The sequence below is a fragment of the Streptomyces sp. NPDC041124 genome (assembly GCF_055592385.1).
Map to the genome: position 1 here is coordinate 36,157 of NZ_JBVIYR010000008.1, position 20,893 is coordinate 57,049.

Below are 20,893 nucleotides of genomic sequence, written 5' to 3' on the forward strand. Positions count from 1 at the left end.
GGACTTCATGAACGACCACATCCAGCCCGACGGCTCGGACGCGTACGAGGGTGCGCACGAGCACGACCACGGGGCGCTGGGCGATGCCGAGTTCGCGGAGTTCATGGAGCTCGCCGCGGAGGAGGGCTTCGACCTCGAGGACGTCGAGGGCGCCATCGAGGCGGCGGGTCACGGCCCGCTGCCGGTGCTCGCCGTCGTCGGCCGGCCCAATGTCGGCAAGTCGACTCTGGTGAACCGCATCATCGGCCGCCGGGAAGCGGTCGTCGAGGACAAGCCGGGCGTCACCCGCGACCGCGTCACCTACGAGGCGGAGTGGGCGGGCCGCCGCTTCAAGGTCGTCGACACCGGCGGCTGGGAGCAGGACGTCCTCGGCATCGACGCGTCCGTCGCCGCCCAGGCCGAGTACGCCATCGAGGCCGCCGACGCGGTCGTCTTCGTGGTGGACGCCAAGGTCGGCGCCACCGACACCGACGAGGCCGTCGTCCGGCTGCTGCGCAAGGCCGGCAAGCCGGTCGTGCTGTGCGCCAACAAGGTGGACGGACCGAGCGGCGAGGCCGACGCGGCCTACCTGTGGTCCCTGGGCCTCGGCGAGCCGCACCCGGTCTCCGCGCTGCACGGCCGCGGTACCGGCGACATGCTGGACAAGGTCCTGGAGGCGCTGCCGGAGGCCCCGGCGCAGACCTTCGGCGCCGCGGTCGGCGGCCCGCGCCGCGTCGCCCTGATCGGCCGGCCCAACGTCGGCAAGTCCTCCCTGCTGAACAAGGTGGCGGGCGAGGAGCGGGTCGTCGTCAACGAGCTCGCCGGCACCACCCGCGACCCGGTCGACGAGCTGATCGAACTGGGCGGCAAGACCTGGAAGTTCGTCGACACGGCGGGCATCCGCAAGCGGGTCCACCTCCAGCAGGGCGCCGACTACTACGCTTCGCTGCGCACCGCCGCCGCCGTCGAGAAGGCGGAGGTGGCCGTCGTCCTCATCGACGCCGCCGACTCCATCTCGGTGCAGGACCAGCGCATCGTCACCATGGCCGTGGAGGCGGGCCGCGCGCTCGTCGTCGCGTACAACAAGTGGGACACCCTCGACGAGGAGCGCCGCTACTACCTGGAACGGGAGATCGAGACCGAGCTCGGCCAGGTCGCCTGGGCGCCGCGGGTGAACGTCTCGGCGCAGACCGGACGGCACATGGAGAAGCTGGTCCCGGCCATCGAGACGGCTCTGGCGGGCTGGGAGACCCGGGTGCCGACGGGCAGGCTGAACGCGTTCCTGGGCGAGCTGGTCGCCGCTCATCCGCATCCCGTACGGGGCGGCAAGCAGCCGCGCATCCTGTTCGGCACCCAGGCGGGCACCAAGCCGCCGCGGTTCGTGCTCTTCGCCTCCGGGTTCATCGAGGCCGGCTACCGGCGTTTCATCGAGCGCCGGCTGCGCGAGGAGTTCGGCTTCGAGGGGACGCCCATCCACATCTCGGTGCGGGTGCGCGAGAAGCGCGGCCGGAAGAAGTGACGAGGTAGCGCACCGCAGGCACGGTGAAGGGGCGGTCCCGATGGGCACTTTCCAGGGACCGCCCCTTCACCGTGCCGGTCAGGCGCCTCTGCGGGGGGCCGGGGGCAGCCCGGCCGGCACGTGGTGCATCCCGGCGGCGTTCCGGCCGACGGTGGCGACGCGCTGCCACTGCGGCTGCTCTCCGTCGTCCTGACGGGTACCGCCCGCCGCCCCGTAGGCGCCGCTGAGCAGGGAGGCACCGAACGAGCCGGGGCTGTGGCCGCCGTACGTACCGGTACCGCTGTGCGGGATGTTCCCGAAGGCGGTGAAGCCCAGGTCCTCCTCGCCGCTGCGGTCGCCCGGCAGGGAGCGGAAGGACTTGACGTACTCGGTGTAGAGGGCGTCGTAGATCGGCGTGGCCGAGAGGCCGCTCCGGGAGTCCTGCGCCGGGCGCACGGGGGCGGGGACCGAGGCGAGGGACTGGCGGCGGGGAACGTCATATGCGTGCACGTATGTCCAAACGACCCCGCCCCGCAAGGGATGCGGCCCTGTCGGGGCTTTCGCCGGTTGTGCCGCCGAGAGGCTCGGGCGGTGATCCCGAGGGACCGTCAGATGCCCGCGAGCGGCATGGCGGCGGCGACCAGTTTGCCGTTCGCCGCGGCCTTGTCCAGCGCGTCGCGCAGCAGGTCCTCGCGCGGCTGACGTCCGATGGAGCCGACCGGGGCCGCGAACAGCAGTACCTGCTGGTGCTTGTTGGCGGCCTGCCGCCAGCCGTCGGTGACCTGGAGCGGCTGGTGGGCCTGCCACCAGGCCACCGGACGGCCGCCGGCGGGGTTCGGCTGGAGCACGGCGTGCAGCTGGCCCGCGGCGAGCAGCACCGACCAGCCGTGCAGCACCGGCGGCACGGCAGACAGCTCGGTCAGCGGCATGAAGCCCTGCTCGATGAGGAGCGGCAGGAAGTCGTCGCCGGCCCCGAGTGAACCGGGCCGGGCGACCGGCGAGGTCGGCTCGACCACCAGCGCCGGGTGCAGTTCCCCGGCGATCAGGGCCAGCCCGCTGGTCACTCCCAGGACGGCCTGCCCGGGGGGCACCGTCGCGGCCTCCGGCTCCGGTGTGTGGCCGTCGATGGCCCGCACGGCGCCCTGGAGCTGTTCCTCGGTGACCTGGACGACCTGCGAGGGCAGGCAGGTGGCGTGGGCGAAGGCGAGCACGGCGGTCTCGTCCCCGACGAACAGGACGGTGCTGGTGCGCTCCTGCTCGGGGTCGCCCTGCGTCCGGCAGGAGGTGCAGTCGTAACTGCCCGGGGCGGACTCTCCGGCGAGCAGGCGGGCTGCCTCTTCGTCGCCGATCTCGGTGCGTACCTCGTCGCTGACGTCGAGCATGCGCGGCACGGGTGGCTCCCTCGGGATGCGGTGCGTGGCGAGGCCGGGTGGCTCCCGGCCCGTGGTCCGGGCGGGTCCCCGGCTCATGAAGAAGACAACGGGCGATCCGTGGCGGGAGTCACGCTCCAGGGCGAACCGAATCGAACCATCCGGCGCGTACGGACCCGGGGAGCGCGGAATCCTGCGTGCACCGTCAAGTCCCCTTGCCTGTATGGCCGTTGAAGGGTTCGGGTACCGCACGGGCCGTCCCGTGCCCTGGCTGACAAATCCGGAAATCAGGGAATGAAGCGGGTGGCTGAAAATCGACTGCGCGAGCGGCGACCGGCCCGGGACGACGGGGCGCCGGGTGATGCGGACTCGGCACGTCTGCTGTGCCGGCTGTCCCTGCTCCGGGCGCACGGTGGTGCACGTGATGCTGCTGGGCTCCGAGTCCGAGGTGCTGGAGCCCGCCGAGCTGATCGGCGCGCTCAGAGCGGCTCATGGCCGGCTTGCTCGCTCTTCGGCTCGGGCTGGGGTGTCACGGCCGCGTACTCCGGATGGTGCAGGTCGAACGCCGGCGACTCCGAGCGGACGCGGGGCAGCGTGGTGAAGTTGTGCCGCGGCGGCGGGCACGACGTCGCCCACTCCAGGGAACGCCCGTAGCCCCAGGGGTCGTCGACCTCGACCTTCTCGCCGTACTTGGCCGTCTTCCAGACGTTGTAGAGGAACGGCAGCGTGGACAGGCCGAGCAGGAAGGAGCCGATGGTCGACACCGTGTTGAGGGCGGTGAAGCCGTCGGCCGCCAGGTAGTCGGCGTACCGGCGCGGCATGCCCTCCGCGCCCAGCCAGTGCTGCACCAGGAACGTGGCGTGGAAGCCGATGAACAGGGTCCAGAACTGGATCTTGCCGAGCCGTTCGTCGAGCATCTTCCCGGTGAACTTGGGCCACCAGAAGAAGAACCCGGCGAAGGTCGCGAAGACGACGGTGCCGAAGACCACGTAGTGGAAGTGGGCCACGACGAAGTACGAGTCCGTCACGTGGAAGTCCAGCGGCGGCGAGGCCAGCAGCACCCCGGTCAGGCCGCCGAACAGGAACGACACCAGGAACCCGGTCGCCCACAGCATCGGTGTCTCGAAGGACAGCGACCCCTTGATCATGGTGCCGGTCCAGTTGAAGAACTTCACGCCCGTCGGGACCGCGATGAGGAAGCTCATGAAGGAGAAGAACGGCAGCAGCACCGCCCCGGTCGCGAACATGTGGTGCGCCCACACCACGACCGACAGACCGGTGATGGCCATGGTGGCGCCCACCAGCGTCAGATAGCCGAACAGCGGCTTGCGGCTGAAGACCGGGATGATCTCCGTGACGATGCCGAAGAACGGCAGCGCGATGATGTAGACCTCGGGGTGGCCGAAGAACCAGAACAGGTGCTGCCACAGGACCGCCCCGCCGCCCGCCGCCTCGAAGATCCGCGAGCCGAACCGCCGGTCCGCCTCCAGCACCAGCAGGGCCGCCGCGAGCACCGGGAACGCCAGCAGGATCAGGATCGACGTGAACAGGGTGTTCCAGGTGAACAGCGGCATCCGGAACATCGTCATGCCGGGGGCGCGCATCCCGATGATGGTGGTGAGGAAGTTGACGGCGCCGAGGATCGTGCCGAAGCCGGCCAGCGCCAGACCCATGATCCACAGATCGGGGCCCACACCGGGGGAGTACTCCACACTGTTCAGCGGCGCGTAGGCGAACCAGCCGTAGGCGGCCGGCCCCCCGGTCACCACCAGCGATCCGAGCACGATCAGTCCGCCGAAGAGGAACAGCCAGTACGAGAACATGTTCAGCCGCGGGAAGGCCACGTCGGGCGCGCCGATCTGCAGCGGCATCAGCTCGTTGGCGAACCCGGCGAAGGTGGGTGTCGCGAACAGCAGCAGCATGATCGTGCCGTGCATCGTGAACAGCTGGTTGAACTGCTGGTTGTCGAGGATCTGCAGCCCGGGGCGGGCCAGCTCGGCGCGCATCAGCAGCGCCATCAGCCCGGCGACCAGGAAGAACACGAACGACGTGACCAGGTAGAGGTGCCCGATCTTCTTGTGGTCGGTGGTGGTCAGCCAGTCGATCACCACCCGCCCGCGCCGCCCGCGGGTCGGCCGCTCCGCCGCCTGAACGGTCTGCGTCCCCATCGCTCGCCCCTTCGCTCATCGCGCGCCGGGCCCGCCGGAGCCCGCGCCACATGTACCCCGGGCCCACGCCATGATGCTCGCCGCCCGTGCGCCCGGCAGAGGGCGGGACGTGGCGGGTCCTGTGACGAGAACGAGTATTTTTTGTGCGTGCGGCTTTACGCGGTCCAGCGCGGCGGCGAAAAGGAATGGGATCCGGGTGCACTTCCCCGGGCACTTTCCGCCGGGCTTTATCGCGATGGTGGCGTGACACGCGGGAATGACGTTCGCATACCTGCGAAAGGCGTACGGATTCGTCCGTCCGGGTGAAGGTGGCCGACCGGAACGTCTGTCGTGATCCTGTGACACAAGTGTGACCGCGGGGGGACGGTGTCCGTCGTTCCCGGGGCGGGCTTCCCCGCCCGTGGGCCAGGGCATAGCGTGGCCGTATGGCACCCGATCCGACGCCTCCGGCGGAACCCCAGGACAGTCCGGACGCCTATGTCGGCCTCGCCGCCGACCGGGCCGAACACCTCGCGCGGGAGCGCGGCTGGTCGACGGTGCGGGCCCTGGCGCCGGGGACGATCATCACCATGGAGTACCGCGTGGGCCGGCTGAACTTCGAGGTGAAGGACGGCCGGGTGGCGCGGGCCTGGAAGGGCTGAGACACGGCGACGGCCCCGGTTCCCTGAGGGAACCGGGGCCGTCGCCGTGTACGCCCGTCCGTCAGGGACGGGTCACGGACGTCGTACCGCGCGGGTGGCGCTCCGGGTGCGGCGGGCGGCGGCTGCCCGCCGGCGTGACCGGGGAGCGTTCCGCGCGGGTGCTGTGCGGGCCGGGCGCCAGGTAGACCGGCGACCGGGACGGCCGGCCGGCCGGGACCGGATCGGGCACGGGGTCCGGGCGGCCGGTGAGCGGCCTGAGCATGACGGGCCGGCCGACCGGGCCCGCCACCGCTGCCGGGCGGCCCCACCGTGCCCGCCCGCGGTCGCGCAGGGCGAACAGACGGGTCTCGGCGCGGGCGATCAGCGGCTCGAACCAGGGCAGCGCGAGCAGGATCAGCAGGCCCGCGGCCCAGCCCAGGACCACATCGCTCAGCCAGTGCGTCCCGATGTAGACGGTGGACAGCCCGACGCCCAGCGATGTCACCGCTGACACGGCGGACAACCAGCGCCGCGCCCTCGGGGTGGAGGCCAGATAGGCCAGGATTCCCCAGGTCACCACGGCGTTGGCGGTGTGGCCGCTGGGAAATATATCGCCGCCGAGCCACATCTCGTTCGAACCGATCTCGGTCGCGTAGTGCGGACCGAGGCGCCCCATGCCGTACTTCGCGGCACCCACGGTGACGTTGAGCAGCAGCAGCGAGACACCGAGGGCGAGCAGCGGACGCAGGGTGTGCTGCCGCCAGGAGCGCCAGCCCAGCCAGGCCGCCACCATCACGGCGGTCGGGCCGCGCTGGCCGAGCACCACGTAGTAGTCCACGAAGGCGTGGAGCTCCGGCCACTGCTGGTACGGGCGGAAGAACATGACCTGCCAGTCCAGCCGGACCAGCCAGGAGGTGGTCAGGACGGCCCACACGATCGCCGCGTAGAAGGCCAGGGTGGCGCCGAAGAGCACCGTCCGGTGCCGGCTCATTCGCGGCATGCCGATGTGGGCCGGTCGTTCCGGCTCACGGTCCAGCCTCGCGAACACCCGGTCCAGACGGGTGGGTTTCCGTTCGGTACGCACCCAATCGACGTTACAGCGAGTGAGCGGGGAGCCCCGACGAATCGGCCTGGTTGTGATGACGATGTGATGTGGGATTGCTCTCAGGAGAACCCTTATCTCCGGCGAATCCGTGCCCCGGCCTTCCATTCTTTTGATCATTCGAAGGGACGGTTTTATCGCGCTTTTGAATTCGTTCACCACGGCCTGGCGCGGAATTCTTCCGGCGCTCATCGGCCGTCCGGGCGGGATCAGGGCGGGCCGGAACCGTTCAGCCAGAAGGCCCCGTACACCGCGGAGGCCACCGCGACCGCGCCCACCACCAGCGCCGGCCCTGGCGGGCGCCTTCGGGCCAGGACCAGCGCGAGGGGCAGCAGCAGGGGGAAGGCGGGCAGCAGCAGCCGCGGCTTGGAGCCGAAGTAACTCGAGGCGCACAGGGCGAGCGCGGTGACCACCCCGGCGTACACCAGCAGGGGGAGGGGCTGGCGCTGCCGTACGCAGACCACGTAGAGCCACACCAGCAGGACGACGCCGAGAATCAGCGCGAGCCCGGCCAGGGCGGACGGGAACGACGTGAACCTGCCGGCGACGAAGCGGGCGAAGGCGTATCCGCCGTCGAACCCGTTCCGCCACCCGGCCTGCACGTCCAGATATCCCAGCGGCCCGCTCCCGGTGCGGTGCCCCACCCACAGAACGTAACCGGCGGCCCCCAGGGGCGCGAGGAGCATGCCGAGGATCCGGCGCAGGCGGTCACCGGGGGCGCCCGGTGCGAGCGGGGCGCCGTCCGGCGCGGGCACGCGCGGGGCGGTCGCGGGGAAACCGGCGCGCTCCCCGGTCCGCGCGCCGTCCGCGGGTGGCGTGCTGCGGTCCCGCACGAAGGGGGTGCCCCGCCCTCCGCAGCCGCACTCCGGGCCGGCGCGTTCGCGCAGGAAGGCGGCGACGCCCGCCACCCACACGGCCGCGACCACCGCCAGCCCCACCGGCCGGGTCAGGCCCGCCAGACCCGCCAGGACGCCCGCGGTCACCCAGCGGCCGGTCAGCACCGCGTACAGCGACCACGCGGCGAGCGCGGTGAACAGGGACTCGCTGTACGCCATCGACTGCACGATCCCGACCGGCAGCACCGCCCACAGCAGCACCGCGTACATCCCGGCCCGGCGCCCGTACAGATGGTCGGCCACGGCGAAGATCCCCCAGGCCGCGGCGAGCGAGGCCAGGACGGCGACGGCGAACCCCGCGTCGGCGTACGAGAGCGGGGAGACGGCCGCACCCAGCCGTTCCAGCCACGGCAGCAGCGGGAAGAACGCCAGGTTGGAGTGCACGTCACCGTTCGGCAGCCGCACTTCGTAGCCGTACCCCAGCTCGGCGACCCGCGTGTACCAGAGCGCGTCCCAGCGGGCGGTCAGCAAGGTGTACGCGCTCTTCCCGCGCGCCTCGCTCCACAGGGCCAGGACGGCCAGGCCCAGGGCGCGCACGGCGGCGTACCCGAGGAGGGCCGGAGCGGCCCGGCGCAGCGCACCGGGGCGGGCCGGGGCGGCGCGCGTCTCGAGATCGTTCACGGGCCCGATTATCGACCCGGCGCGGAACCGGCCCGCCCGCCGGAGGCGTGCGTCGAGCGGGAGGGGAGTGGCGCACGCCACATCGATCCGCCGGAACTGTGAGAGGTCCGCCACTCGACCCCGGCCGCCACTCGCGTACTCTGACGTGTCACTCGCCGTTCGCTGCGCGGGCCGGGGGCCACCACTCCCCTCCGGCCGAGTCACGGGGGAGTCCCCCACCCCGTGAGCCCGCCGATCGCGAGGGAACATCTGGGAGGTACGTGTACATGTCCGGGACGACCACGGCGGCCGCCGCGCTGCGCCGTCGGGCGGCCGGGGCCGGTGCCAACCGCTGGGTGGTGCTCGTCGTCCTCTGCGCCAGCCTGCTGCTGGTCGCCGTCGACGCCACCGTGCTGCACGTGGCGGTCCCCGCCGTCACCGAGGACCTCAGGCCCGGCGCGGTGGAGCTGCTCTGGATCGTTGACGCCTACCCCTTGGTCTGCGCCTCGCTGCTGATCCTCTTCGGCACCCTGGGCGACCGGGTCGGGCGCAGACGCGTCCTCCTGCTCGGCTACGCCCTGTTCGGCGTCGCCTCCGGCATGGCGGCCCTCGCGGACAGCGCCGAGATGCTGATCCTGGCGCGGGCGCTGCTCGGCGTCGGCGGCGCGATGATCATGCCCGCGACCCTGTCGATCCTGCGCCAGGTCTTCCCGGACCGGCGCGAGCGGGCGCTGGCCATCGGCATCTGGAGCGCGGTCGCGGCCGTGGGCGCGGCGGCCGGGCCGCTGGTCGGCGGTTTCCTGCTGGAGCACTTCTGGTGGGGCTCGGTGTTCCTGGTCAACATCCCGCTGATGCTGGTCAGCCTCCCGGTGGGACGGCTCGTGCTGCCGGAGTCCAAGGGCGAGGGCCGGGGCCCCTGGGACGTGACCGGCGCGCTGATGGCCGCCGCCGGACTGTTCGCGCTGGTCCTCGGTGTGAAGCGGCTGGGCGGCGGTGACCCCGTCGGCAGCCTCTGGACCGTCCTGCCGCTGATCGCGGGCGCCGGACTGCTGGCCGCCTTCGTGCGCCGTCAGCGGCGCCGCGCGCATCCGCTGGTCGACCTGCGGATGTTCACCCGGCCGGCGTTCAGCACCTCGGTGGGCTGCATCGTGCTGGCGATGCTCGCCCTGGTGGGCCTGGAACTGATCGCCGCCCAGTACCTCCAGCTGGTGCTGGGGCTGTCCCCGCTGGAGACCGGGCTGCGCCTGGTGCCGCTGACCGTCGCGGCGATGGCGGCGGGACTGGCGGGTGCGCGCATGCTGCGCCGGTTCGGCCCGCGCCGCATGGTCTGCGGCGGCTTCTGCCTCACGGCGGCGGCGGTGGTGCTGCTGACCGCGATGGGCGGGCAGGACAACGCCCCGCTGCTGCTCACCGGCTTCGTCCTGCTCGGCTTCGGCCTGGAGACCACCCTGTTCGGCGCGTACGAGTCGATGCTCAGCGAGGCGCCGCCGCAGCAGGCCGGCGGGGCGGCGGCGATCGGCGAGACCTCCTACCAGCTCGGCGCCGGGATCGGGATCGCGCTCCTCGGCAGTGTGATGAACGCGGCCTATGCGCCCGGCGTCGCCGGTGTGCCCGGGGTGCCCGACCGGGCCTCCGCCGCGGCGGCGCACTCGCTCGGCGAGGCGCACGAGGTGGCGGCCGGGCTCGGCGGCCCCGCCGGGGAGGCCCTGCGGCAGGCGGCGCGCGACGCCTTCGTGCACGGACTGCACATCACCCTGCTGGTGAGCGCGGGCCTGCTGCTGCTCGGTGCGGCGATCGCGCTCCGGCTGCCGCGGGCGATGAGCGGCGAGACGACGCCCGTCGAGGTGCCTGCGCCGCGGGAGGCCGTGGAACCGCGCGGCGCCGGGGTGAAGGTGTGAGCCGGGCCCGCCCGGCCGGGGTGGACGTGCGGGGGACCGCGTCGTAACGTCGCCCCGAGCCGTGACTAGCAGTGCTAGTTGATGTCCCGGAGTTCCCGGATCAGCCCCGGAGGGTGTCCCATGTCCGCGTCCGCGAAGTTGCCTCCCTTCGACCCCGCCGACCCCCTCGGCCTCGACGACCTGCTCGAGCCGGAGGACCTGGCGGTCCGGGACACGGTGCGCGGCTGGGCCGCGGACCGCGTCCTGCCGTACGTCGCCGACTGGTACGAGAAGGGCGAGCTGCCCGGCATCCGGGAGCTGGCCCGGGAACTCGGCGGGATCGGCGCGCTCGGCATGTCCCTCGACGGCTACGGCTGCGCGGGAGCGAGCGCCGTGCAGTACGGGCTCGCCTGTCTGGAACTGGAGGCGGCCGACTCCGGGATCCGCTCCCTGGTCTCCGTGCAGGGCTCGCTCGCCATGTACGCCATCCACCGCTTCGGCAGCGAGGAGCAGAAGCGGCGGTGGCTGCCCCTGATGGCCTCGGGCGAGGTCATCGGCTGCTTCGGGCTCACCGAGCCCGACGTCGGCTCCGACCCCGGCTCGATGCGCACCCACGCCAAGAAGGACGGCTCCGACTGGGTGCTGAACGGGCGCAAGATGTGGATCACCAACGGGTCCGTGGCCGGGGTCGCCGTGGTGTGGGCGCGGACCGACGAGGGGATCCGCGGTTTCGCCGTGCCCACCGACAGCGCCGGGTTCTCCGCGCCGGAGATCAGGCACAAGTGGTCCCTGCGCGCCTCCGTCACCAGCGAGCTGGTCCTGGACGACGTGCGGCTGCCCGCCGACGCGGTGCTGCCGGGGGTGACCGGGCTCAAGGGGCCGCTGAACTGTCTCTCGCACGCCCGGTACGGGATCGTCTGGGGCGCGATGGGCGCCGCGCGGAGCTCCTTCGAGGCGGCGGTCGACTACGCGAGGACGCGGGAGCAGTTCGGGCGGCCCATCGGCGGCTTCCAGCTGACCCAGGCCAAACTCGCCGACATGGCGGTCGAACTGCACAAGGGGATTCTGCTCGCCCACCACCTGGGGCGGCGCATGGACGCCGGCCGCCTGCGGCCCGAGCAGGTCAGCTTCGGCAAGCTCAACAACGTCCGCGAGGCCATCGACATCTGCCGCACGGCCCGTACGATCCTCGGCGCCAACGGGATCTCGCTCGAATACCCGGTGATGCGGCACGCGACGAACCTGGAGTCGGTGCTCACCTACGAGGGCACCGTCGAGATGCACCAGCTGGTGCTGGGCAAGGCGCTCACCGGAATCGACGCGTTCCGGTAGGCGCGGCCGCGGAGGACCTCACGCCGAGGAGGGGCCGGCGAGCGGCCCCGCCTCAGCTCTGGTTGAAGAAGCCGTCGGAACGGTGGGCGGCCGGCTCGCCGCTGACGACCTCGGTGTCGGCCGGGCTGAGCAGGAACACCCGGCTGGAGACCCGCTCGATGGAACCGCGCAGGCCGAAGATCAGGCCCGCCGCGAAGTCGACGACGCGCTTGGCGTCACCGGCGTCCATGGCCGTGAGGTTCATGATGACGGGGACGCCCTCGCGGAACAGCTCGCCGATGGCGCGGGCGTCCCGGAAGCTGTCCGGGGTGACCGTGCCGATCCGGCGGCCCCTCTCCTCGGCGACGTCCGAGGCCACCTTGACCCGCGGATCGGTGACCCAGGCCTCCCCGGTGTCGGGCCCGTCGGAGTAGTCGTCGTCGTAGTAACGCTCGTCTTCGTTGTCGTCGACGAGGCCAAGCCAGGCACTCGCCTTGCGTACCGATCCCATGGACGCCTCCTCTCACAGCGTTCTTTCTGCTTTCCGCATGCCTATGGTCGTCCATGATGCGGATGGTGCGCCAAGTGGATAGACGCCGCGCGGGGGGTTTGTGACGGTACTGGTGCACAGCGGATCCGTCGAGAGTCCGTGTATCCCAAGGGTCGTGACACAAACGGTTGCTGACTGTGAGTGAAATATGATTCTTCCCGGCGTCCGGGTGATGAGGGGTACGGACGGGTGAATCGCCGGCCGATACGATGCGACCGCTCAGTCGTACAACTGCACGGGGGAACGTCGTGTTCGGAATGGTCAGGCCGTGTCGGCACCGGCTGGGGGAGAAGCTCACCGCCCAGTGGACGGCCCATTTGTGCGGGCTGTGCCTCGCGTTGCGCGGGGACCACGGGCAGCTCGCACGCGTGGTCACCAATTACGACGGGCTGCTGATATCCGTCCTGACGGAGGCTCAGTCCGGCTCCGCGCAGGCGGGGCGGCGCACCGCGGGGCCCTGCCCGCTGCGCGGCATGCGCACCGCGTCCGTCGCGCACGGTGAGGGGGCACGGCTCGCGGCGGCGGTCTCCCTCGTGCTGGCCTCCGCCAAGATGCGCGACCACGTCGCCGACGGTGACGGGCTGCTGGCACGCGGGCCGGTGGCGCTCGCCGCGCGCCGGGTCGCGGCGGGATGGGACCGGGCCGGGGCGCGGACCGGTGCGGACGTCGGCTTCGACACGGCCGTGCTGCTCGACGCCGTGGACCGGCAGACCGGCATCGAGACGCTCGCCGGGCCCGGCACCCCGGTCCTCACCGTCACCGAACCCACCGAGACCGCGACCGCGGCGGCCTTCGCGCACACCGCCGTGCTCGCCGGCCGGCCGCGCAACGCCGGACCGCTCGCGGAGGCCGGGCGCCTCTTCGGGCGCCTCGCGCACCTGCTGGACGCCGTGGAGGACCGGGAGGCCGACGCCGCCTCCGGTGCCTGGAACCCGCTCACCGCCACCGGCACGTCGCTCGTGGAGGCCCGCCGGCTCGCCGACGACGCGGTGCACGGCATCCGGCTCGCCCTGAGGGAAGTGGAGTTCGCGGACGCCGGGCTCGCGCATCTGCTGCTGGTGCACGAGGTGCGGCGCTCGGTGGACCGGGCGTTCGGCACGGTGCCCGTCTGCGCGTCCCACGGGCCCGGGCCCCACGACCCGCCGCCGCAGCATCCCTACGGGGGCGGAAACCCGTATGCGGGCGGTCCGTACGGCGGCGGGAACCCGTACGCCGGTGGTGGGGGAGTGCCCGGTGGCGGTTCGGGTGGTGGCGGCTTCGGGGAGTTCGGTCCGGGGCCCGCCGCCCAGCCCCCGCGGCGTGGATTCTGGGCCGGCTGCGGCATGTTCTGGCTGCTGTGCTGCACCTGCAAGCTGTGCTGCGCCAAGGAGTACGAGGGGCCGTGGTCCCGCAAGAAGCGTGAGGGCTGCTGCCACAAGTGCGACTGCGACGGGTGCGAATGCTGCTGCCCCTGCGACGGCTGCTAGGGGTTCCCGGCGGTTAACCGGAGGGGCGACTTCCGGACACCTCCTGGTCGTTCGACCGGTCGTCAGACGGGCGTGACCACGGGTGACGCGATCCCGGTGTGGATCAAATCTCCTACATGGTTCAAAGGTTGACGGCCGAAAGACACTCTTGCGCCGACCGGTCGGTCGGCCGAATACTCGCCTCCAGCGCTTGTCAGGGGCACGACGTGTTCGGAATCCGGATGCACGGGCCGCTGACTGCGCCTCACGGGCCCACAACCCCACGAGGGCCCCCTACTTCCTTTGTGGAGGAACGAGAAGTGAGGATCAAGCGCACCACCCCCCGCAGCGGCATCTCGAGACGGACTCGGCTGATCGCCGTATCCACCGGCCTCGTGGCCGCTGCCGCGATCGCGATCCCCAGCGCGAACGCGGCCGAAGCCCCCAGCACCTTCAGCTCCGCCGAGCTCAAGGGCGTCAGCAGCTCGGTGCTGAAGGCCGACGTCCCGGGCACCGCCTGGGCCGTCGACAGCAAGACCAACCGGGTCGTCGTCACCGTCGACAGCACCGTCTCCCAGGCCGAGATCAACAAGATCAAGCAGCAGGCCGGGGACGACGCCGGGGCGATCACCGTCAAGCGCACCCCGGGCAAGTTCACCAAGCTCATCCAGGGCGGCGACGCCATCTACTCGAACAGCGGCCGCTGCTCCCTCGGCTTCAACGTCCGCTCCAGCAGCGGCGCCGAGTACTTCCTGACGGCCGGCCACTGCACCCAGGGCGCGGGCACCTGGTACGGCAACTCCAGCCGCACCCAGGTCCTCGGCTCGACGGCCGGCTCCAGCTTCCCGGGCAACGACTACGGCATCGTCCGGTACACCGGTTCCGTCAGCCGTCCCGGCACCGCGAACGGCGTGGACATCACCCGTGCGGCCACCCCGAGCGTGGGCACCACCGTCATCCGTGACGGCTCCACCACGGGCACGCGCAGCGGCCGGGTGACCGCCCTCAACGCCACCGTCAACTACGGCGGCGGCGACGTGGTCTACGGCCTCATCCAGACCACGGTCTGCGCCGAGCCGGGCGACTCCGGCGGCTCGCTCTACGGCAGCAACGGCACCGCGTACGGTCTGACCTCCGGCGGCAGCGGCAACTGCTCCTCCGGCGGTACGACCTTCTTCCAGCCGGTGACCGAGGCCCTGAGCGCCTACGGGGTCAGCGTCTACTAGGACCCGCCCCGCTCCACCGGCCCACGGCGGCCGTACGACGACGAGCCCCCGCACGCGACCCGCGTGCGGGGGCTCGCTCTGTCGTGCCTGCGGGGGCGCCCCGGTGGCCGTCGCGGAACGGGGCCGGGCGCAACTCCCGTTCCATGGAGCCCGCGTGATACGACGCCACGAGGGGGTGATTTCAAGCCACCGGCGGATCCGCTGGTCCGTACCACCGGTTCCTCCTCCGTGACGTTTGCAGCGCGAACGGTGTCGCGTGTCCATGACCAGTCAGGACATAGAGGGCGCACGGCCGTTGCCGTACGCGCGTCCTGAAGTCGACCTTGTGTGCTCCCTGTGGCGTTCGGAAGAGTAGGCGCCGTTCCACCGGCCCGGGCGTGGCTTCTTTCGTTTTCCGCCCCCGTGGCCGTACGCCTTCCGGTCCGGTGAGGTCCCCACAACCTTCCGGGCCGTCCCCCACAGGAGGACGTGAGTTGAAGCACCGACGCATACCCAGGCGACGTGCGGTCATGGCGGGTGCGGGCATCGCCGCACTGGCCGCGGGCGCGGTCACCTTCCAGACTGCGAACGCCAGCGAGGTCCCGGCGGACGCCGAGCCCCGGACGCTCTCGGTCCAGGCGGCCGGAAAGCTCGCCTCGACCCTCGCCCGGGACCTGGGCGCCGACGCGGCGGGAACGTACTACGACGCGAAGAGCAAGAGCCTCGTGGTGAACGTGCTCGACGAGGCCGCGGCCGAGACCGTCGAGTCGGCCGGCGCCAAGGCGAGAGTCGTGGCGCACTCCCTCGCCGAGCTGAAGAGCGCGCACACCACGCTGAAGCAGGACGCCGCCATCCCGGGCACCGCCTGGGTGACCGACCCGACCACCAACAAGGTCGTCGTCACCGCGGACCGCACCGTCTCCGAGGCGGAGTGGGCCAAGCTGACCGAGGTCGTCGACTCGCTGGGCGCCAAGGCCGAACTCCAGCGCACCAAGGGCGAGTACAAGCCCTTCATCGCGGGCGGTGACGCCATCACCGGAGGCGGCGGGCGCTGCTCGCTCGGCTTCAACGTGACCAAGGGCGGCGAGCCGCACTTCCTCACCGCCGGGCACTGCACCGAGTCCATCGCCACCTGGTCGGACTCCTCGGGCGGTGTGATCGGCGAGACCGTGGACTCCAGCTTCCCGGGCAACGACTACGGGCTGGTCAAGTACACCGCCGACGTGGCCCACCCGAGCGAGGTGAACCTCTACGACGGCTCCACGCAGGCGATCTCCGGCGCCGCCGAGGCCACCGTCGGCATGCAGGTCACCCGCAGCGGTTCCACGACCCAGGTGCACTCCGGCACGGTCACCGGTCTGGACGCCACCGTGAACTACGGCAACGGTGACATCGTCAACGGTCTGATCCAGACCGACGTGTGCGCCGAGCCCGGCGACAGCGGCGGCTCGCTCTTCTCGGGCAGCAGCGCGGTCGGTCTCACCTCGGGCGGCAGCGGTGACTGCGCCTCCGGCGGTACGACCTTCTTCGCGCCGGTGACTCAGGCCCTGTCGGCCACCGGTACGCAGATCGGCTGAACACGCCCCGTCACGACGCCCCGCCCCTCCGTCATGGAGGGGCGGGGCATTCGTGCGTTCCAGGGTGTTTGCGCAGGTGGGAAAGGGTAGTGGGGTTGCCGTACATGCATTCGAAAATTGGTCTATGGTGGGGGTGAGGTAGCTGGGAACAGTTGTTCGAGAGTCGATCGGGGCTCACGAGTGCGGGAGGTGCGTGTGCCGGGTTTCACACATCTGCACACCGTCTCCGGGTTCTCCCTGCGCTACGGCGCCTCCCACCCGGAGCGGCTGGCCGAGCGCGCCTCGGAGCGGGGCATGGACGCCCTCGCCCTCACCGACCGCGACACCCTCGCCGGGTCCGTCCGCTTCGCCAAGGCCTGCGTGAAGGCCGGCGTCCGCCCGCTGTTCGGCGCGGAGCTGGCGGTGGCGCCCCCCGTCCCCTCACCGGACGCGCGCGGGGACGAGTCCGTACGGCGGGACCGCCGCCGTACCCCGGTGCGCGGAGGTGCCTTCATCGACGAGTCGACACCACGGGTCACCTTCCTCGCCCGGGACGGCGCCCGCGGCTGGGCCGACCTGTGCCGCCTGGTCTCCGCCGCGCACACCAGCGAAGGGCTCCCGCAGCTGGCCCGGGAGGACAACCACGCCGACGGCCTGACCGTCCTGCTCGGCCCCGACTCCGACGTCGGCCGCGCCCTCGCCGCGGGCCGTCCCGACCGCGCCACCCGGCTGCTCGCCCCCTGGCGGGAGCTCTACGGCGACGCCCTGCGCCTGGAGGCCGTCTGGCACGGACGCCGGGGCACCGGCCCCGGCTCCCTGCGGCTGGCCGCCCGCACCCTGGGCTTCGCCGCCGAACAGGGCGTCCGGCCCGTGCTGAGCAACGCCGTCCGCTACGCCGACCCCGGTCTCGGCCCGGTCGCCGACGTGCTGGACGCCGCCCGCCGGCTGGTCCCCGTCGATCCGGCCAAGGGGCTGGACTCCGGCGAGGCCTGGCTCAAGGACCAGGGCGCCATGCTGGGGGCGGCCGAGCGGATCGTCGAGGCCGCGGGCTTCCGGCGCGAGACGGCCCTCCGGCTGCTGGAGCAGACGCAGGCCACGGCCGCCGAGTGCCTGGTCGATCCCGAGGACGACCTCGGCATGGGCAGCGTCCACTTCCCCGAACCGCACCTCGTCGGCGCCGGCCGGCGCACCGCCCAGCGGGCGCTGGCCTCCCGCGCGGCGGCGGGCATGGTGCTGCGCGGGTACGCGGGCCGCCGGGAGTACTGGGAGCGGATGCACCACGAGCTGGACATCATCGCCCACCACGGCTTCGCCTCCTACTTCCTCACCGTCTCCCAGGTCGTCGACGACATCCGGCGCATGGGCATCCGGGTGGCCGCGCGCGGTTCCGGCGCCGGCTCGCTGGTCAACCACGTCCTCGGCATCGCGCACGCCGACCCGGTCGAGCACGGGCTGCTGATGGAACGCTTCCTGTCCAGGGAACGGGTCGTGCTGCCCGACATCGACATCGACGTGGAGTCCGCGCGCCGTCTCGACGTCTACCGCGCGATCATCGGCCGGTTCGGCACCGAGCGGGTCGCCACGATCGCCATGCCGGAGACGTACCGGGTGCGGCACGCCATCCGTGACGTCGGGGCGGCGCTGTCCATGGACCCGGCCGAGATCGACCGGGTGGCCAAGTCCTTCCCGCACATCCGCGCCCGCGACGCCCGCGCGGCGCTCGGGGAACTGCCCGAACTGCGGGAACTGGCGGGGGAGAAGGAGCGGTACGGCAGGCTGTGGGAGCTGGTCGAGGCACTCGACGCGCTCCCGCGCGGGGTCGCCATGCACCCCTGCGGCGTCCTGCTGTCCGACGCCTCCCTGCTCACCCGTACGCCGGTCATGCCGACCAGCGGCGAGGGCTTCCCCATGGCGCAGTTCGACAAGGACGACGTGGAGGACCTCGGGCTGCTCAAGCTGGACGTGCTGGGCGTGCGGATGCAGTCGGCGATGGCGCACGCGGTGACCGAGGTGGAGCGGGCGACGGGGGAGCGGATCGACCTGGACGCGGTGCCGGAGGGCGACCCGGCGACGTACGGGCTCATCCGGTCCACCGAGACGCTCGGCTGCTTCCAGATCGAGTCCCCGGGGCAGCGGGACCTGGTCGGGCGGCTCCAGCCGTCCACCTTCCACGACCTGGTCGTCGACATCTCCCTCTTCCGGCCCGGACCGGTCGCCGCCGACATGGTGCGGCCGTTCATCGAGGCGCGGCACGGACGGGCCCCCGTGCGCTACCCGCACCCGGACCTGGAGGAGGCGCTGAAAGGGACCTACGGGGTCGTGGTCTTCCACGAGCAGGTCATCGACATCGTCTCGGTCCTGACCGGCTGCGGACGCGGCGAGGCGGACCGGGTGCGGCGCGGGCTGTCCGACCCGGAGTCGCAGGGGCGGATCAAGGTGTGGTTCGCCCAGCACGCGGCGGCCCGGGGCTATGACGCGGAAACGATTCAGCGGACCTGGGAGATCGTCGAGGCCTTCGGCTCCTACGGCTTCTGCAAGGCGCACGCGGTCGCCTTCGCCGTGCCGACGTACCAGTCGGCGTGGCTGAAGGCGCACCATCCGGCCGCCTTCTACGCGGGGCTGCTCACCCACGACCCCGGGATGTACCCGAAACGGCTGCTGCTGGCGGACGCGCGGCGGCGCGGGGTCCCGGTACTGCCGCTGGACGTGAACAAGTCGGGGGTCGCACACAGGATCGAACTGGTGTCTGAATCAAAGGGGGTGGAGGGCGTGTGGGGGCTGCGGCTGGCGCTCTCCGACGTGCACGGCATCAGCGAGGCCGAGGCCGCCCGGATCGCCGAAGGGCAGCCGTACGCCTCCCTGCTCGACTTCTGGGAACGGGCCCGCCCCAGCCGTCCGCTCGCCGGACGCCTCGCCCAGGTCGGCGCGCTGGACGCGTTCGGCGCCAACCGCCGTGACCTGCAACTGCACCTGACCGAACTGCACCGGGGCGCCCGCGGCGGACGCGGCGACCAGCTCCCCCTGCCCGGTGGCCGCAGGACCGCCCCGGCCGGGCTGCCCGACCTCACCGAGCCGGAGAAGCTCAGCGCCGAACTGGGCGTGCTCTCCATGGACGCCTCCCGCCACCTGATGGACGACCACGGCACCTTTCTCAAGGAGCTGGGCGTGGTCTCCGCGCGGCGGCTGCGCGCGGCGCGGCACGGGGACACCGTGCTGGTCGCGGGCGCCAAGGCCGCCACCCAGACCCCGCCCATCCGCTCCGGCAAGCGGGTCATCTTCTCCACCCTGGACGACGGCACCGGCCTGGTCGACCTCGCCTTCTTCGACGACTCCCACGACGCCTGCGCCCACACCGTCTTCCACTCCTGGCTGCTGCTGGTGCGCGGGGTGGTCCAGCGCCGGGGCCCGCGCAGTTTCAGCGTGGTGGGCTCCGCCGCCTGGAACCTCGCCGACCTGCTGGAGGTCCGCCGGGAGGAGGGCCTGGAGGGGGTCGCCGCGCGGCTCGCCGGGGCGGCCGGTGCGGGCTCCGGGGCCGCCGACGACGAGGAGGGCCCGGCCCGCAGGCGGCTCGCCGGTTCGGACGGACGGCCCGCGCCGGCCGGTTCCGCGGCCCGTGACCCGATGGAGGACAGGACCATCCGCATGCCCACGGGGTACGAGATGCACCCCTGGGCCGATCTGCGCCCCGCGGGCGAAGGGCCCGCGGTGGGAAGGAAGTTGTGGCACCAGAGTCCGGGGAGCGCGGGATGACCATCCTCTGCGTACGTTTCCAGCTGCCTTTGATGCACGAGACGGCCCTGCCGGGGCTGCTCGGCCTGCTGGAGGATTTCACCCCCGTCGTGCAGGCCCTGCCGCCGGACGGGGCGCTGGCCGATCTGCGCGGCGCCGAACGGTACTTCGGGCGCACCGCCGCCGAACTGGCTTCGGTGATCCGGGTGCGCGCCCTCGCCCTGCACGGCGTCGACTGCGTGATCGGCGCCGGGCCCGGCCCGATGCTGGCCCGCATGGCGCTGCGGGACGCCCGGCCCGGGCTGACCCGCGCGGTGACCGGGGACGAGGCGCTGGAGTTCCTCGCCGGCAAGCCCGTCGCCGCGCTGCCCGGTGTCGGCCCGAGGACCGCCCGGATCCTGTGCGAGTACGGCCTCGACACCCTCGGCCGGGTCGCCGCCGCCCCGCTGTCCACGCTCCAGCGGCTGGTGGGCGCCAGGGCAGGACGCGAGCTGCACGAGAAGGCGGGCGGCGTCGACCGAGGCCGGGTCGTCCCGAACGCCGTCTCTCGGTCCCTGGCCACCGAACGCCCCTTCGCCCGGGACGAACTGGACCCCGGGCGGCACCGCCGGGCCCTGCTCTCGGCCGCCGAGGAACTGGGCGGCCGGCTGCGCGCCCTCGACAAGGTCTGCCGCGGCCTCACCCTCACCGTCCGCTACGCGGACAGGTCCGCCACCACCCGCACCCGCACCCTCCCCGAGCCGACCGCGCACTCGGCCGCGCTCACCAGGGCGGCCTACGGCCTGTACGGGACGCTCGGCCTCCAGCGCGCCCGGGTCCGCGCGATCGTGCTGCGCGCGGAGGGCCTCGACCCCGCCGGGCAGGCCTCCCACCAGCTCACCTTCGACCCGGTGGACGAGAAGGTGCGCAGGCTCGAGGAGGTCGCGGACCGCGCGCGGGCGAAGTTCGGCCCCCGCGCGGTGATGCCGGGCACGCTGGCCGCGTAGC

At 72.4% G+C, this 20,893-nt stretch carries 15 protein-coding genes; 9 read left to right on the forward strand and 6 right to left on the reverse strand.

Translation table 11 applies throughout. From position 1 onward, the window contains the following. Window positions 1-7 precede the first annotated feature (7 nt). Window positions 8-1,498: a ribosome biogenesis GTPase Der gene (gene der / locus ACZ6A9_RS22015; protein WP_468987874.1), complete on the forward strand. Its 1,491-nt coding sequence runs from the start codon at window positions 8-10 to the stop codon at window positions 1,496-1,498. 78 nt (window positions 1,499-1,576) lie between these two features. Here der and ACZ6A9_RS22020 read toward each other — a convergent pair whose 3' ends face one another. The 3 genes from ACZ6A9_RS22020 to ctaD form a co-directional block, all read right to left on the reverse strand. Then, on the reverse strand, window positions 1,577-1,987 hold the full coding sequence (locus tag ACZ6A9_RS22020; RefSeq protein ID WP_468987876.1) for a hypothetical protein: 411 nt from the start codon (window positions 1,985-1,987) through the stop codon (window positions 1,577-1,579). Between the two features lie 98 nt (window positions 1,988-2,085). After that, complete coding sequence (locus tag ACZ6A9_RS22025; RefSeq protein ID WP_468987877.1) at window positions 2,086-2,868, reverse strand: hypothetical protein; 783 nt, start codon at window positions 2,866-2,868, stop codon at window positions 2,086-2,088. Between the two features lie 458 nt (window positions 2,869-3,326). Continuing rightward, a complete protein-coding gene (gene ctaD / locus ACZ6A9_RS22030) occupies window positions 3,327-5,015 on the reverse strand; it encodes an aa3-type cytochrome oxidase subunit I (protein ID WP_468987878.1) in 1,689 nt (562 codons plus the stop codon). Window positions 5,016-5,440: 425 nt separating this feature from the next. Here ctaD and ACZ6A9_RS22035 point away from each other — a divergent pair, with 425 nt between their 5' ends. Then, complete coding sequence (locus tag ACZ6A9_RS22035; protein ID WP_468987880.1) at window positions 5,441-5,656, forward strand: I78 family peptidase inhibitor; 216 nt, start codon at window positions 5,441-5,443, stop codon at window positions 5,654-5,656. 61 nt (window positions 5,657-5,717) lie between these two features. Here the strand turns inward: ACZ6A9_RS22035 and ACZ6A9_RS22040 are convergent, their stop codons facing one another. Together ACZ6A9_RS22040 and ACZ6A9_RS22045 are read right to left on the reverse strand one after the other, a co-directional pair. Further along, window positions 5,718-6,719: a phosphatase PAP2 family protein gene (locus tag ACZ6A9_RS22040; protein WP_468987881.1), complete on the reverse strand. Its 1,002-nt coding sequence runs from the start codon at window positions 6,717-6,719 to the stop codon at window positions 5,718-5,720. 227 nt (window positions 6,720-6,946) lie between these two features. Further along, on the reverse strand, window positions 6,947-8,254 hold the full coding sequence (locus tag ACZ6A9_RS22045; RefSeq protein ID WP_468987883.1) for a glycosyltransferase family 39 protein: 1,308 nt from the start codon (window positions 8,252-8,254) through the stop codon (window positions 6,947-6,949). 266 nt (window positions 8,255-8,520) lie between these two features. Between ACZ6A9_RS22045 and ACZ6A9_RS22050 the strand changes: the two genes are divergently transcribed. Both ACZ6A9_RS22050 and ACZ6A9_RS22055 read left to right on the forward strand, forming a co-directional pair. Beyond that, a complete protein-coding gene (locus ACZ6A9_RS22050; RefSeq protein WP_468987884.1) occupies window positions 8,521-10,131 on the forward strand; it encodes an MFS transporter in 1,611 nt (536 codons plus the stop codon). Window positions 10,132-10,251: 120 nt separating this feature from the next. Then, window positions 10,252-11,442 (forward strand): acyl-CoA dehydrogenase family protein, encoded by a 1,191-nt coding sequence (locus ACZ6A9_RS22055; protein ID WP_468987885.1) that lies wholly within the window; start codon window positions 10,252-10,254, stop codon window positions 11,440-11,442. Between the two features lie 52 nt (window positions 11,443-11,494). On the opposite strand, the gene ACZ6A9_RS22060 is transcribed toward ACZ6A9_RS22055, so the two are convergent. Then, a complete protein-coding gene (locus ACZ6A9_RS22060; protein ID WP_468987886.1) occupies window positions 11,495-11,932 on the reverse strand; it encodes a cell division protein SepF in 438 nt (145 codons plus the stop codon). 287 nt (window positions 11,933-12,219) lie between these two features. Here ACZ6A9_RS22060 and ACZ6A9_RS22065 point away from each other — a divergent pair, with 287 nt between their 5' ends. The 5 genes from ACZ6A9_RS22065 (at window position 12,220) to ACZ6A9_RS22085 (ending at window position 20,892) form a co-directional block, all read left to right on the forward strand. Then, on the forward strand, window positions 12,220-13,437 hold the full coding sequence (locus ACZ6A9_RS22065) for a DUF5685 family protein (protein WP_468987887.1): 1,218 nt from the start codon (window positions 12,220-12,222) through the stop codon (window positions 13,435-13,437). A gap of 299 nt (window positions 13,438-13,736) precedes the next feature. Continuing rightward, entirely contained in the window at window positions 13,737-14,642 is a 906-nt protein-coding gene (locus ACZ6A9_RS22070; protein ID WP_468987889.1) for a S1 family peptidase, read from the forward strand. 473 nt (window positions 14,643-15,115) lie between these two features. Next, entirely contained in the window at window positions 15,116-16,198 is a 1,083-nt protein-coding gene (locus tag ACZ6A9_RS22075; RefSeq protein ID WP_468987890.1) for a S1 family peptidase, read from the forward strand. A gap of 195 nt (window positions 16,199-16,393) precedes the next feature. After that, window positions 16,394-19,927 carry a DNA polymerase III subunit alpha gene (locus ACZ6A9_RS22080; RefSeq protein WP_468987892.1) on the forward strand — a complete coding sequence of 1,178 codons (3,534 nt, stop codon included), beginning with the start codon at window positions 16,394-16,396 and terminating at the stop codon, window positions 19,925-19,927. After that, window positions 19,924-20,892 (forward strand): DNA polymerase Y family protein, encoded by a 969-nt coding sequence (locus ACZ6A9_RS22085; protein ID WP_468987894.1) that lies wholly within the window; start codon window positions 19,924-19,926, stop codon window positions 20,890-20,892. Before ACZ6A9_RS22080 ends, ACZ6A9_RS22085 begins: the two co-directional genes overlap by 4 nt. Window position 20,893: the final 1 nt, after the last annotated feature.